This window comes from Providencia rettgeri, from assembly GCF_001874625.1.
GTDB classification, from domain to species: Bacteria; Pseudomonadota; Gammaproteobacteria; order Enterobacterales; family Enterobacteriaceae; genus Providencia; species Providencia huashanensis.
The window spans coordinates 1,303,179-1,317,695 of sequence record NZ_CP017671.1 but is presented as its reverse complement, the minus strand read 5'-3'; the positions used below and the strand labels follow the sequence as shown (position 1 = coordinate 1,317,695).

At 40.1% G+C, this 14,517-nt stretch carries 13 protein-coding genes, 1 pseudogene and 1 riboswitch; of the genes and pseudogenes, 4 read left to right on the top strand and 10 right to left on the bottom strand.

Going from position 1 to position 14,517, the window contains the following annotated elements; genetic code table 11:
* A complete protein-coding gene (locus RB151_RS05895) occupies positions 1-1,107 on the top strand; it encodes an ABC transporter permease (protein ID WP_042846598.1) in 1,107 nt (368 codons plus the stop codon).
* A gap of 207 nt (positions 1,108-1,314) precedes the next feature.
* Here RB151_RS05895 and RB151_RS05890 read toward each other — a convergent pair whose 3' ends face one another.
* The 5 genes from RB151_RS05890 to moaA all read right to left on the bottom strand — a co-directional run bounded on the left by RB151_RS05890 (position 1,315) and on the right by moaA (position 4,337).
* Positions 1,315-2,022, bottom strand: a complete 708-nt coding sequence (locus tag RB151_RS05890; RefSeq protein ID WP_042846599.1) for a Bax inhibitor-1/YccA family protein — start codon at positions 2,020-2,022, stop codon at positions 1,315-1,317.
* A 134-nt stretch (positions 2,023-2,156) separates the two neighbouring features.
* A complete protein-coding gene (moaE, locus tag RB151_RS05885; RefSeq protein ID WP_042846600.1) occupies positions 2,157-2,609 on the bottom strand; it encodes a molybdopterin synthase catalytic subunit MoaE in 453 nt (150 codons plus the stop codon).
* A gap of 1 nt (position 2,610) precedes the next feature.
* Positions 2,611-2,856: a molybdopterin synthase sulfur carrier subunit gene (gene moaD / locus RB151_RS05880; protein ID WP_042846601.1), complete on the bottom strand. Its 246-nt coding sequence runs from the start codon at positions 2,854-2,856 to the stop codon at positions 2,611-2,613.
* Positions 2,856-3,332 carry a cyclic pyranopterin monophosphate synthase MoaC gene (moaC, locus tag RB151_RS05875; RefSeq protein ID WP_042846602.1) on the bottom strand — a complete coding sequence of 159 codons (477 nt, stop codon included), beginning with the start codon at positions 3,330-3,332 and terminating at the stop codon, positions 2,856-2,858. Before moaC ends, moaD begins: the two co-directional genes overlap by 1 nt.
* Before the next feature lie 24 nt (positions 3,333-3,356).
* Positions 3,357-4,337, bottom strand: a complete 981-nt coding sequence (gene moaA / locus RB151_RS05870) for a GTP 3',8-cyclase MoaA (RefSeq protein ID WP_042846603.1) — start codon at positions 4,335-4,337, stop codon at positions 3,357-3,359.
* Positions 4,327-4,466, bottom strand: a riboswitch (molybdenum cofactor riboswitch). It overlaps the preceding gene by 11 nt.
* 651 nt (positions 4,467-5,117) lie before the next feature.
* Between moaA and RB151_RS05865 the strand changes: the two genes are divergently transcribed.
* The 3 genes from RB151_RS05865 (at position 5,118) to glsA (ending at position 8,124) form a co-directional block, all read left to right on the top strand.
* Positions 5,118-6,026, top strand: coding sequence for a gluconeogenesis factor YvcK family protein (locus tag RB151_RS05865; protein ID WP_042846604.1), 909 nt, complete (start codon positions 5,118-5,120; stop codon positions 6,024-6,026).
* A gap of 187 nt (positions 6,027-6,213) precedes the next feature.
* Positions 6,214-7,146, top strand: coding sequence for an AEC family transporter (locus RB151_RS05860; RefSeq protein ID WP_048606496.1), 933 nt, complete (start codon positions 6,214-6,216; stop codon positions 7,144-7,146).
* 60 nt (positions 7,147-7,206) lie between these two features.
* Positions 7,207-8,124 carry a glutaminase A gene (gene glsA / locus RB151_RS05855; protein WP_071547847.1) on the top strand — a complete coding sequence of 306 codons (918 nt, stop codon included), beginning with the start codon at positions 7,207-7,209 and terminating at the stop codon, positions 8,122-8,124.
* 82 nt (positions 8,125-8,206) lie between these two features.
* On the opposite strand, the pseudogene uvrB reads toward glsA, so the two are convergent.
* The 5 genes and pseudogenes from uvrB to bioB form a co-directional block, all read right to left on the bottom strand.
* Positions 8,207-10,224, bottom strand: a pseudogene (gene uvrB, locus RB151_RS05850) (excinuclease ABC subunit UvrB).
* A gap of 628 nt (positions 10,225-10,852) precedes the next feature.
* Entirely contained in the window at positions 10,853-11,533 is a 681-nt protein-coding gene (gene bioD / locus RB151_RS05845) for a dethiobiotin synthase (protein ID WP_071547846.1), read from the bottom strand.
* On the bottom strand, positions 11,526-12,311 hold the full coding sequence (bioC, locus tag RB151_RS05840) for a malonyl-ACP O-methyltransferase BioC (protein ID WP_071547845.1): 786 nt from the start codon (positions 12,309-12,311) through the stop codon (positions 11,526-11,528). Before bioC ends, bioD begins: the two co-directional genes overlap by 8 nt.
* On the bottom strand, positions 12,289-13,446 hold the full coding sequence (bioF, locus tag RB151_RS05835; protein WP_042846610.1) for an 8-amino-7-oxononanoate synthase: 1,158 nt from the start codon (positions 13,444-13,446) through the stop codon (positions 12,289-12,291). Before bioF ends, bioC begins: the two co-directional genes overlap by 23 nt.
* Positions 13,446-14,483 (bottom strand): biotin synthase BioB, encoded by a 1,038-nt coding sequence (gene bioB, locus RB151_RS05830; RefSeq protein WP_042846611.1) that lies wholly within the window; start codon positions 14,481-14,483, stop codon positions 13,446-13,448. Before bioB ends, bioF begins: the two co-directional genes overlap by 1 nt.
* Between the last annotated feature and the right edge of the window lie 34 nt (positions 14,484-14,517).

The window sequence follows — 14,517 nt, the reverse complement described above, 5'->3', positions numbered from 1 at the left end:
ATGTTTTATCGCTTATACACCTTAATTATGAAAGAACTTCAATCATTACTTCAAGAACCACAGACGCGGATGATTTTGATTTTACCTGTGGTTTTTCAGATGATTTTATTTCCCTTGGCTGCCACATTAGAAGTCACTAATACCACGATTGCTATTTTTGACCAAGACAGTGGTAAACACTCTATAGAACTAACCCAACGGCTCGCCAAAGCCAGTGCTTTTTCTCATATTTTATTAGTGAAAAATGAGAAAGAGGTTCGCAAAGTACTTGATAACCGCCAAGCACTACTCGTCGTTCGTTTTAGCCAAAACTTTAGTGCTGATATTGCGACACAACAAAATGCCAATATGTTATTACTGCTTGATGGACGTAATTCAAATAGTGCGCAAATTGCTGCAAACTATGTTGAACAAATTGTGATGCAATACCAACAAGAATTGGCACAAACACAGGTCTCCCTCAATAACAGTGAATTAGTTGTCCGTAATTGGTATAACCCTAATTTGGATTATAAATGGTTTATCGTTCCATCATTAGTTGCTCTGATAACCACTATTGGCGTTTTGATTGTAACATCGCTGTCAATTGCAAGAGAACGCGAACAAGGAACCCTCGACCAACTATTAGTTTCCCCACTAACAACTTGGCAAATATTTATCGGTAAAGCGGTCCCTGCTTTGATTGTGGCTACCGCGCAAGCAACCCTAGTACTTGTCATTGGTATTTTTTGCTATCAAATTCCGTTTGCTGGCTCCCTGCTGCTATTTTATGCCACCATGTTATTTTATGGCTTGTCATTGGTCGGGTTTGGGCTATTAATTTCGGCATTATGTTCAACGCAACAGCAAGCATTCATTGGTGTATTCGTGTTTATGATGCCAGCAGTCTTGTTGTCAGGGTATATTTCCCCAGTTGAAAATATGCCAATTTGGCTACAAGAAATAACGTGGATTAACCCTATTCGCCATTTCACAGAAATAACCAAGCAAATCTACCTTAAAGATGCAGATTTCTCCGTGGTTTTTCATAGCCTTTGGCCATTATTTATCATTGCGATAATCACCAGTTCAGCGGCTTATTATTTATTTAGGAAAAAAATAGCGTGATCATAAAGATATAACATTACGTTTTAGAAGCACAATTGAACATGCTAGAGACACCAATAACGCCTTGAATTACAAACAAACTAATAATATTCAAATCATATTTTACGATAGTATTTAGATCAAAAAACCCTTGTTACCGAAGTAACAAGGGTTTTGAATTTTTACGGCTAAAGCGACCACATGTTAACTAATGGATAGAAACATGAATTATCGACGGTCACCGAAGATACGCAGTAACATTAAGAACAGGTTAATGAAGTCTAAATACAGAGATAATGCACCCATAATAGAGTACTTACGCATGGTTTCCCTGTCATCTTCATCAATTTGTGAACCCATTTCTTTCAGTTTTTGAGTGTCATACGCAGTTAACGCAGCAAACAGTAGCACACCACCGTAAGTGATCACCCAATACATCATTGTGCTTTGCAGCCAGATGTTAACTAAAGAAGCAACAACGATACCAATTAGAGCCATAAACAGGAAGTTACCCATCCCTGTTAAGCTACGTTTAGTGGTATAGCCGTAGAAGCTTAATGCACCGAACATCACTGCGGTAATTACAAACGTACCCGCGACGGATTCGCCCGTATAAGCAGCGAGGATCACTGAAATAGTTAAACCCGTTAGCAGTGAATAAAGCATAAACATGCCCGTCGCTGCCATTCCGCTAATTTTTTGCAGTAAGAATGATATCCCCATGACCAAACCAAGTTCAGCGATAATCATTCCAAAAAACAATACTTTATTCGTTGCAATGGTGTAATACAAACCACTGCTTACTGAATACCACGCAACAAATGCTGTCAGCAATAGACCGACTGTCATCCAGCCGTATACTTGCGACATAAATGCCTGAACGCCTGTATTGGCCCTCTGGACAAGAGAATCATTACGTTGATCAAACTGACCCATGATGGTTACCCTTTCGCTAAAAGAAAAATCGACCCAGTAAAAATACTGCAATCGGACAAAATTAACCAAAGTCTAACACATTATTTTGACAATACCATTCGGCAAATTCGTATTTTTTAGGGGAAAAAATGCGATTACCAACGGTTTGCAGACGTTTCATCGCTCTCTTTCGCTTCCACCCAGCGCTCGTTTTCTGGCAAGGTTTCTTTTTTCCAAAATGGGGCTTTTGTTTTTAAATAATCCATTATAAATTCAGCAGCTTGAAATGCAGCATTACGATGAGCACTGGTGACGCCAACAAACACGATTTCGTCTCCCGGTTGCAGTGTACCAATACGGTGGATAACACTGACCCTTTGGAGTGGCCAACGGCCTCTCGCCTCGGTGACGATGTTTGTTAAGGCTTTTTCAGTCATGCCAGGATAGTGCTCTAAAGTTAAGGCAGCTACACTGTCCCCTAAATTATGGTTACGAACCTTGCCTGTAAAGGTCACCACCGCGCCATCACTATCACATTCAGCAAGCCATTGATATTGTTCGCCAACACTAAAGTTATCTGTCTGTACTGCGATATGGGTATTTTCCATTTTATCCCCCTGTGACCGGAGGAAAAAATGCCACTTCATCGTTATCAGTAAGCGGATGAGTAAACGGAACAAACGATTGATTAACAGCCGCCAGTAACTTGCCATCCTCAAGTGCCAATGCCCAGCGTTCACCTTTTTGAGAGAGCGCGTAGCGTAAATCTTCAACTGTCTGATAGTGTTCAGTAATGTCTAAACAGTCTACCCCCACTAACTCACGTACTTGCGCAAAAAATAAAACTTTAATCATCATTCCACCTTAAAATGTCCAGACTTCCCGCCTGTTTTTTCTAATAAGCGAACAGGGCCGATGACCATGTCTTTTTGTACAGCTTTACACATGTCATAAATAGTCAGTGCCGCTACCGAAGCGGCGGTTAACGCTTCCATTTCCACACCAGTTTTACCTGTTAAACGACAGCATGTCTCAATACGAACACGGTTATATTGCTGCTCTGCAGTAAGTGTCACTTCGACTTTAGTGAGTAATAATGGGTGACACAAAGGAATAAGCTGCCAAGTATTTTTTGCAGCTTGAATACCTGCGATACGTGCCGTAGCAAACACATCCCCTTTGTGATGGCTTCCATCAACAATCATCGATAACGTTTCGGGGTTCATCGTGACATAAGCTTCAGCACGAGCTTCGCGGATAGTTTCAGTTTTTGCAGAAACATCAACCATATGCGCCTCGCCCGACGCATTGAGGTGAGTCAGTTGGGACATATTTTCTCCTGAAATCTAAAAGGGTTAACCGCCAATAACAGATAAATTTGGTGTAATGCCGCTATCACCCATATGTAGGAAATGAGTTTCACGTTTATGGTGTAACCCACGCTGTATGCGGGCTTTTAGGTCTTCATTTTGGCTATCATCTGCCAACAAATCCCGTAGAGGAACACCATTTTCACCGAATAAACATAAATGTAAATTTCCTAGTGAGGAAACACGTAGGCGGTTACAACTTTGACAAAAATCTTTTTCATACGGCATGATAAGCCCAATTTCACCTTGATAATCAGGGTGACTAAAGACTTGAGCTGGGCCATCGCTACGAGAGCGAGGCAACATATACCAGCCCTCTTCAATCAAGCGAGCACGAACCGTTTCACCGGAAACATGGTAACGTTGGAAGATATCGCTGCCATCCCCCGTTTCCATTAACTCAATAAAACGTAATTGAATTGGGCGATGTTTAATCCAATTTAGAAATGATTTCAACGCAATATCATTGATATTTTTCATCAGTACGGCATTCACTTTGACTTTCTCAAAGCCTGCTTCAAAAGCAGCATCAATGCCTTTCATCACTTGGAAAAATTTATCTTGCCCTGTAATTGCAGCAAATTGACGAGGATCGAGACTATCGACGCTGACATTAATCGCGTTCAGACCAGCCTCTCTCCATGTTTGTACATCCCTCGCCATGCGGTAACCATTAGTCGTCACCGCTATTTTTTTGATGGCGTCATTTTCATTAATTGCGGCAATAATGTCGCTGAAATCTTTACGCATTGTTGGCTCACCACCAGTAATACGCACTTTTTCCGTTCCCAGTTCAGCAAATGCTGTACTGATGCGACGTATTTCATCTAGTGTTAGAAATTCATGGCGGCCACTGGGTTTATAGCCATCAGGTAGGCAGTATGTGCAACGAAAATTGCAAACATCTGTTATAGAAAGCCGAAGATAGTAAAATTTCCGGTCATATTGATCGACGAGTTGTTGCATAATCACACCTTTCCAAATACGGGAGATGCAGACATTTCTATCTTACACCCTGGTGGCTGTATGCCACGGCCAGTGCATCATATTTGTTTATGCAAACTTAGACGCAAAGGCTAGGAGTTTTATTTGGAACTTAGCCGCTGATTTTGAAAAATAAAATTAGCCACTCTGTTCACTTAATTTCTGTATGGATTCTAGCTGATAGAAATTGAAAAAGCGAATCAGAATTCGATATATATTATATTATACAGCGACTTACATAAGATGAGGTAATTGATTCGAAGCCATTATTATTACTGATAATTTTTTGTTTTGAGCTATAACAATGAATACAATTTCTCATAAAATGATTAACACACCTTATTATTTAATTAAACATTTATTGATGTAGATCTAAAATAAGAGCCCAGTTCACCATTAAACCAGTGTAAACAAAACTCACACGGCCATTTAATTGCAATTCAATACCTCAAATGCAGTTGCAATTATGTTATGACTCCCAATACCGAAGCCTATCATTTCCAGTTTAGTACGATTTATAGCAAGATTATCTGGTGTATTTTTCCGCATTAAGCACACTTCAATACGGAATGTTCTCTTTTATTGTTTTTTATCACAGTACTTAAGCTAAGAATGATGTTTTATGATAGATTAATGCCCAATTTATTTAGAACCCTTTTTAAGTGCAGCATAAAAAATAGCAGTGGCATATCGGATGAATTTTGCCGTTGTAAACGATTTGGTTATTTTTTGGTGCTAAAAATTAATTGATATAGGAACACTATGCCGAATTGCAGTCTGGCGGATCTCAGGCATGTTGTCGCTCTCGGTGGCGGGCATGGGCTTGGTCGCGTGATGTCTTCTCTTTCCTCTTTAGGTTCTCGTTTAACCGGCATCGTTACCACCACTGATAATGGCGGTTCTACGGGTCGAATTCGTCGGTCTGAAGGTGGGATCGCTTGGGGAGATATGCGTAACTGTTTGAACCAATTGATCACTGAGCCTTCAATTGCTTCTGCCATGTTTGAATATCGTTTTAGTGGTAATGGTGAGCTATCTGGCCATAACTTAGGTAATTTGATGCTAAAGTCATTAGATCATCTGAGCGTGCGACCTTTGGAAGCCATTAATCTCATCCGTAATATGCTAAAAGTCGATGCGCAGTTAATCCCGATGTCAGAATCGCCTGTTGACTTAATGGCTGTTGATGAGATGGGTAATGAGGTTTACGGTGAAGTGAATGTCGATGCCCTGAGTGAAGTCCCGAAAGAACTTCGTTTATATCCAACAGTCAAAGCGACAGGCGAAGCTTTAGAGGCTATTCACCAAGCTGATTTGATCATCATCGGCCCCGGTAGTTTTTTTACAAGCCTGATGCCACTCTTATTGTTAGAAGAAATTGCAAGTGCATTGCATGAATGTAAAGCACCAATGATTTATATTGGTAACTTAGCAAAAGAAATAAGCTCCCCTGCCGCTAACCTTTCTTTACCTGAAAAGTTACAAATGATGGAGCATTATATTGGCTGTAAAAAAATCGATGCATTGATCCTTGGGCCACGCACGCAAATAGATAATATTAGTGGAGAGCGTAAAATCATCCAACGTGTTCTTGAGGCAGATGACATCCCTTATCGTCACGATAGAAAGCTACTATTACAAGCCATTGAGGCTGCCATCCAATTAATTTAATTAAGCATTTAAGAATTTAGTTCCTCTTTTTAAGGAGGAATTAAATTCTATTCCTAAAAACTTCATAATTATTTTTCTCTTTTCCAAGGTTTTCATCTATATTATTAATATATGATTTTATAAAGATAACTTTTAATATTTATGACTAGCAAAATGTGGTTCCATATAATGCCATTGAGGAACGTAAATGCTAAATGATTATTCAAATATTTTAATTCTTTTTCTGATTGTTGGGATAGGATTTATTTTAGGTAAAATAAAGTGGTTCAATGAAAATAGTAATAGTGCAATGACAAAGTTATTACTTAATATCACATTGCCTATAACGCTCATTTTATCTATCACTACTGACTTTTCAAAAAAAGAATTTTTAACATTAATTCCAGCTATTATACTCCCATTTAGCACTATTTTACTGTTAATGTTAATTTCCTTTATAGTTGCTATTATAATGAAGATCCCAAGGGGAGAACATGGCTTATTTATTGGCCTTTGCTCGATGAGTAGCACTGTTTTTTTTGGTATTCCAATCACAATGGCCGTTTATGGTTCCCATCAATTACCTTATGCATTAATGACATACATAGCACAAACCATTATCTACTGGACATTAGGCATCTATTTACTTAAGAATGATAATAATACCGAAAAATTTAACGTTATAGATACAATAAAAAATATTTTCACACCGCCTCTAATCGCATTTATTATTGGTGTATTTCTATTATTAACTCATATAAAGATACCCAGTTTATTAACATCTTTTTTTGACTATTTAAATGGCATGACTTCACCTCTCGCAATGCTGATTATTGGGGTCATCATTTATCTTACTGGCTTAAAAACATTAAAAATAACCATACCTATTATAGTGATTATTATTTTTAGGTTTATTGTTACACCTTTAGTTGTTTTATTACTTGGCCATTTATTGAATATGCCAATAATGATGATAAAAGTCACAATACTAGTCTGTTCACTACCTATTCCAAATACGACTGTTATCTTAGCTAATAAATATAAAGCCGATATAACACTTGCAACACAAGCTTTAACATTTTCTATTCTTATTTATTTATTATATATCCCTGTTATTTTATATTTTATCCATACAATATAACTGAGCTTAATAATTAACTTATATTTATTAAGGAATAACACTTATGCTAGATCTAAAAAAATGCGCGTTACTGTCGAAGATATTTACCAAGAATTCCGCCATGATACGGAAGGAGCAAATGCAGACTATATTCCATTTTTAGCCAAAATTGATAGTCAACTTTGCGCATTAGCCGTGGTGACGGCTCAAGGGGATATTATTTCAGCAGGTGATACCCAATACCGTTTTGCTATTGAATCGATTTCTAAGGTGTGTACGCTCGCCTTAGCACTCGAAGACTTTAGCCCTGATGTAATTCAAGAAAAGTTAGGGGCATCTGCGACAGGGTTGCCTTTTAATTCTGTGATGGCATTAGAATTACATGGAGATAAACCTTTGTCCCCCTTAGTCAATGCAGGTGCAATTTCAGCGGCAAGTATTATTAAAGCGCAATCAATAGATGAGCGCTGGCAACGTATTTTAGAGATGCAACGAAAATTAGGCTCTAAAGAGATTACTATTTCTGAGGAATTAAACCAGTCCGAACAAGCGACTAATTTTCATAATCGTGGAATTGCTTGGCTATTATATGCCGCTGGCTACCTTTATTGCGATACAATGGAAGCTTGTGATGTATATACTCGTCAGTGCTCAACACTTATTACCACGGTAGAATTAGCCACTATGGGTGCAACTATTGCAACCGGTGGGAAAAACCCAATAACCAAAGAGCAAGTCCTTAACCCTGATAACTGCCCGAAAATACTCGCTGAAATGACCATGGAAGGGATGTACGACAGTTCAGGCAATTGGGCCTATAACGTTGGGCTACCTAGCAAAAGCGGAGTCGGAGGCGGTATATTAACGATAATACCTGGAGTGATGGCAATTGCGGCATTTTCTCCACCTTTAGACCCAATAGGAAACAGCGTTAGAGGGCAAAAGATGGTCGCAAAACTCGCCAAAAGTTTAGGCTATAATTTATACAAATGCCGTTAGCCTATAATACCCCGCCTTGATTGAACAGCCCCGCTGCCAATAAGCGGCGGGGTAATCTTAACAAATTGTTTTTAATCAATATTTATGAGTTAGCAATAAACTGAGAGCGTATCGCTTGCAGTTCATCTCGCACCCTTGCCGCAGCTTCAAACTCCAAATCTTGCGCGTGTTTATACATTTGGGCTTCGAGTTGCGAAATGCGTTGTTCCAACTGTTTTGTCGACATAGATTGCACATCAGCCATAACATCATTTTTGATGTTATCTTTGGCTCGATTCTTGCCCTTGCCCCCCACTTTGTGACCAATTTGCAAGATATCGCCGACTTTCTTATTAAGCCCCTGTGGAGTAATGCCATGCTCTTCATTGAAAGCCATTTGTTTAGCACGGCGGCGTTCCGTTTCGGCAATCGCTTTTTGCATTGAATTTGTGACCCTATCGCCATACAGAATAGCTTTACCATTCAAGTTACGGGCGGCACGGCCAATAGTCTGAATCAATGAACGCTCTGACCGCAAGAACCCTTCTTTATCTGCATCCAGAATAGCGACAAGAGACACCTCAGGCATATCGAGGCCTTCTCTTAATAAGTTAATACCAACCAACACATCAAACTCACCAAGACGCAAGTCGCGAATAATTTCAACACGCTCAACTGTATCGATATCAGAATGGAGATAACGTACTCGCTCGCCATGTTCCTCAAGATATTCGGTTAAATCCTCTGCCATCCGTTTTGTTAGCGTAGTGACTAACACCCGCTCATTTTTCTGTACACGAATACGAATTTCAGAAATTAAATCATCAACTTGAGTTGCAACAGGACGAACTTCAATTATTGGGTCAAGTAACCCAGTTGGGCGAACAACCTGTTCGATAACCTCATGACCAGATTTATCAAGCTCATAGTTACCTGGTGTTGCAGAGACATAGATTGTTTGAGGTGCCAGTGCTTCAAACTCTTCAAAGCGCATTGGCCGGTTATCCAATGCGGAAGGTAGACGAAAACCATATTCAACCAGAGTTTCTTTTCTCGAACGGTCACCTTTATACATCGCCCCAATTTGCGGGATAGTAACGTGAGACTCATCAACCACTAATAAACCGTCAGCAGGGAGGTAATCAAATAAGGTTGGAGGGGCTTCACCCGGTGCTCGCCCTGACAAATAACGTGAATAGTTTTCAATCCCTGAGCAATAACCGAGCTCATTCATCATTTCTAAATCATACTGAGTGCGTTGAGTTAACCGCTGCTCCTCTACTAATTTGTGGTTTTCCAATAGAACTTTACGTCTATCAACTAACTCAACTTTTATCTGTTCCATCGCTTCAAGAATACGTTCTCTCGGCGTAACATAGTGCGTTTTAGGATAGACGGTGAAACGAGGAACACGATGTTGGATTTGACCGGTAAGTGGGTCAAACAAGGATAACCTTTCGACTTCGTCATCAAATAATTCAACACGTAAAGCATATTCATCTGATTCAGCTGGGAATATATCAATAACTTCACCGCGTACACGGAACGTACCACGGGTAAAGGCTTGGTCATTACGTGTATATTGTAGATCTGCCAAGCGACGGAGAATCGACCGTTGATCAATAATCATACCGTCCGTCAAATGCAACATCATTTTTAAATAGCTATCGGGGTCACCTAACCCATAAATAGCAGATACCGAAGCGACAACAATGACGTCTCGACGTTCAAGTAAAGCCTTAGTCGCAGACAAACGCATTTGCTCAATATGTTCGTTAACAGAGGCATCTTTCTCAATAAAGGTATCCGAGCTTGGTACATAAGCTTCTGGCTGATAATAATCATAGTAAGAAACGAAGTACTCAACCGCATTTTCAGGAAAAAACGCTTTCATTTCACTGTAAAGCTGAGCCGCTAAGGTTTTATTATGCGCCATCAACATGGTTGGTCGATTTTCTTTTGCGATGACGTTAGCTATCGTAAAGGTTTTCCCCGAACCTGTTACCCCTAATAGGGTTTGATGAGCGAGACCATCTTGTAGCCCTTCCCTTAATTTTCGAATAGCTTCAGGCTGGTCCCCCCCGGTTGGAAATCAGAATGCAGTTTAAAATCCTTACTCATATTAACGCCCCTTAGCTTATCTCTTGCGTTATAATACTGGATAAAAAACCAGCTTCAAGCCCTGAGATGAAATTTTCTGTAATTAACCATTCCAATAAGTTTATAAAAATGTTATCCCCAAAAAAGTACTTGACCTTTTCTAAACTTTATATTTTATGCTATTGCCTTTTTGCGCCCTATGTTAAATACAAATTGAAGGCTTGATTTTATTTAACCAATTGAATTTAAAATAAATTAATTTCGAGTCCAGATTCACATCAAATAAAGGCAAAGCCGCTTGTCACCTAGCATAGAACTTGTTTTATAACGTTAATACACAAGGTTATCCACAGAAATAGTGGATAACTCTTGAAGCCCTTAGGGCTCATGCTTTCACGCAATATCTAAAATTTGTTAAATGATAGCTAAATGACAATAAGATGGCAGTTCGATGAAAAAATTTTTACGTAGTATCCGCTACGAAAAAGGGATTTTATCTTTTTTACGAAGATCCAGCAGGTATCTCAGGTGAAAAACTTGACAAAATTTAGGTTGATCACGTTAAAAAGATCGCCAATATAATTAACAATTATTACAGCCCACTATCGCTTTCTATATAGGGGCTGATTCATCATTTTAAAATGTTTGATCAAGATGTTAGTAAAGAAAGATCTAAAAATTGCCCTAATGAGCAGCCCATTATATCTTTGCGATGCGGGATCACACCTAAGCAAGGTGCTTTAATCATATGTTTAAGTGTCTCTAAATACTGTTTTTGGTAATCCCCAGGGGTTTCTACCTCATTAGCAACCCAACCAACCACTGATAAGCCTGAAGCGATAATCGCTTTCATCGTTAATAATGCATGGTTAATACAACCTAACTTAACGCCCACCACTAGAATCACTGGTAATTGCTGTTCGATAACCCAATCAGCGTAAGTCTGTTCATGGGATAACGGTGTATACCAACCACCAGCACCTTCAACTAATACCCAATCCGCTTGCGATTGTAGATGCTGTAAGCCTTTATTGATCACTGAAAATTCGATCGGTTGCTGCAATTTATCACTAATTATATGCGGGGATGTTGGTGCTTCAAATACAATCGGATTAACTGCGCTATAAGGTAATGTTAACCCGCTATTTGCTTGCAATAGTAATGCATCACTATTTCGTAAACCATGTGGTGTAATTTCACTGCCTGATGCAACTGGCTTGTAACCTGCTGTTTTAACACCTTGGCAATTTGCAGACTGCAATAAAGCACAGCTTACGACCGTTTTACCAACTTCGGTATCCGTTCCTGTTACAAAATACGTTTTAGTCACGATAAAGTACCCCAAATACCGTATAATAAGTTAAAGGTAACCCTTGTTCTGTTATCGGATATACAGCCGCAAGCTGTTTTAGGCGCTGGCGTGTCATTAACCCCGTTTTGCGCCCAGCGGTTAAATGAGTTGCCCCTATCCCTTTTAATGAATGAAGTAACTCTGTAATTCCAGAAAAATACAATGTATCTTTTTGAATAGTTAGCTGATTTCTCCATCTTTGGCAGCTATTGCGCATTTGCTGAACTCCCAAAAACACATTAACATGAGGAGCATCATCTAATGCTTTCCAAGCGCTCGATAATTCACTTAATGAATGTTCTCCCAGTGTGGTAAATACCACTATTCCCCCACGTTTAGTCACACGGTATAATTCGCTTAATGCTTGAGTGATATCTTGGCACCATTGGAGTGCTAAATTGGAAAACACGACATCAACACTTTGATCCGCTAATGGGATCGTTTCTATATCTGCACAGATATAATGATCCGCAGCACACTTCCCTTCTGCAACATCTAACATCCCTACAGAAATATCTAACGCTGTGACTTGGTAACCTTGAGCTGTAAGTTTTTGACTGAAATACCCCGTGCCACACCCCGCATCCAACACCCGTAATGGTGCTGAATGTGCCATTAATGCTAATTCGGATGTCAATTGCTTCAACAGCTGTTCTCCTGTTGCTTGCTGGTAGCTAGCAACAGAATCGTAATTTTTCGCAGCGCGGCCAAAAGCAGCCGCTATTTTATGCTTTTCACGACATAGAGACGAAATCATCTAAAGTCTCCAATAATTGATCAATATCTTGACGTCTATGGGCGGCACTTAATGTGATCCGTAGCCTAGCACTTCCCACTGGCACTGTGGGTGGGCGGACCCCGTGAACCCAAATATTTCTATTACGCAAAAAATTTGCGAGTTGTTGGCTAGCTTGGTTATCACCAACAATTAATGGTTGGATAGCCGTCTTTGAGTCGGCTAGTTTCATCCCATTGAAATTCGCATTATTTCTAAAGTATTCGATATGTTGGTTAAGATTAAAACGCGCTTCATCTGCTTGCTTGATTTGTTGCATCGCCGATAAAATGGCGACGGCCTGTGCAGGCGGCATTGACGTGCTATAAATTAAGTGGCGTGCAGATTGCACCAAAAAGTCAGCGGTTTGCTGGTCACAAAGTATTGCTGCCCCACTTAAACCGAATGCTTTACCAAACGTCACCACTAAAATTTCAGGCTTAACTCCCTGCTCAAAGCAGCTTCCACGTCCTTGCTCACCTTTAACTCCAATCCCATGAGCATCATCAACCATCAGCCAAGCTTTGTGTTTTGTGGCGATTTGTTGTAATTGTCGCAAAGGCGCACTATCGCCATCCATGCTGAATACCCCTTCAGTGACAGCAAGAGTTTTCCCTGTAATAGGCTTAGTGATTAGATGTTCTAGAGATGATGTATTATTATGATGAAAGCGACGTAATTTAGCCCCTGAATGCATCGAAGCTTCGATGATTGAAGCATGACTTAATTTATCTGCTAAAATACGGTCGTTTTGTGTCATCAACGCCGTGATCACAGCATGGTTGGCAGCAAAACCCGAAATAAACAACAGTGCCTTTGAATACCCCAACCACTCAGCAAGTGCCGTTTCGAGCTCATCATGTGCTTTGGTGTAACCAGTAATATGGCCTGAGCCACCGCTACCGACCCCATATTGATTTGCTCCTCTTTGCCAAGCTGCAACAACCTTAGGATGGTGAGTTAACCCTAAATAGTCATTGGATGAGAAGTTAAGATATTCTTTGTCTGCCAGATAAAGTGACCGGCCATCAGCCCGGTCAATACATTGACGTTGCCGCCAGATCGACGCTTGTTTACGCTGTTCAATCTGTTCTTCGATGAATGATTGCCAAGACATTATACAACAGCGTTATAAAATTGTGGGTTATCTGCGGTTAGCAACGTTTCGGCTAGTTTAGCCGCTTGCTGGTTATCTCCCTCATCCGTTTCAATTCGCTCTGGGTTAATGTTTAGTTTGTTAAACAATGCGAGGTCTTTGTTCTCGTCTGGGTTAGGCGTTGTCAGTAATTTACAGCCGTAAAATACTGAGTTCGCTCCAGCCATAAAACACAGCGCTTGAGTCTGCTCATTCATATATTCTCGACCAGCAGAAAGCCTCACATAGGAGGTTGGCATCATGATCCGAGCCACTGCGATCGTGCGTATAAAATCAAAGGCATCAACATCTTCATTATCCGCCATCGGCGTCCCTTCGACTTTCATCAGCATATTGATGGGAACACTTTCTGGGGGCTTTGGTAAATTGGCAAGTTGCACTAAGAGTGCAGCACGATCACTCACTTTTTCCCCTAACCCTAAAATCCCGCCTGAACACACCTTGATACCCGCATCACGCACATTTTCTAAAGTATCTAAACGGTCTTGGTATGTACGTGTTGTAATAATATTGCCGTAATATTCAGGAGAAGTATCAAGGTTATGATTGTAATAATCCAAGCCTGCTTCTGCTAAACGCTGGGCTTGGGTATTATCAATCATTCCAAGTGTCATACAGGTTTCCATCCCTAACGATTTAACCTCTTTAACCATCATTTCAAGATAAGGCATATCCCGTTCTTTAGGGTTACGCCATGCAGCCCCCATACAAAAACGCGTTGAACCTGCTTGCTTCGCTTTCTTAGCTGATTCTAAAACTTGTTGTACTTCCATTAAACGCTCAGTTTCTAGCCCCGTTTTATAACGAGCACTTTGAGCACAATATTTACAATCTTCGGGACAAGCCCCTGTTTTAATTGATAGAAGCGTACTCACTTGCACTTGTTGGGGATCAAAATTTTGCCGATGAATTTGCTGCGCTTGAAATAACAAGTCAAAAAAAGGCATTGAAAACAGTTCATTAGCTTGTTTTATTGTCCACTGTTTTAATTGGCTCACGGGAACTCTCCAGTTGAAAAAGTTGTTGCCAGTT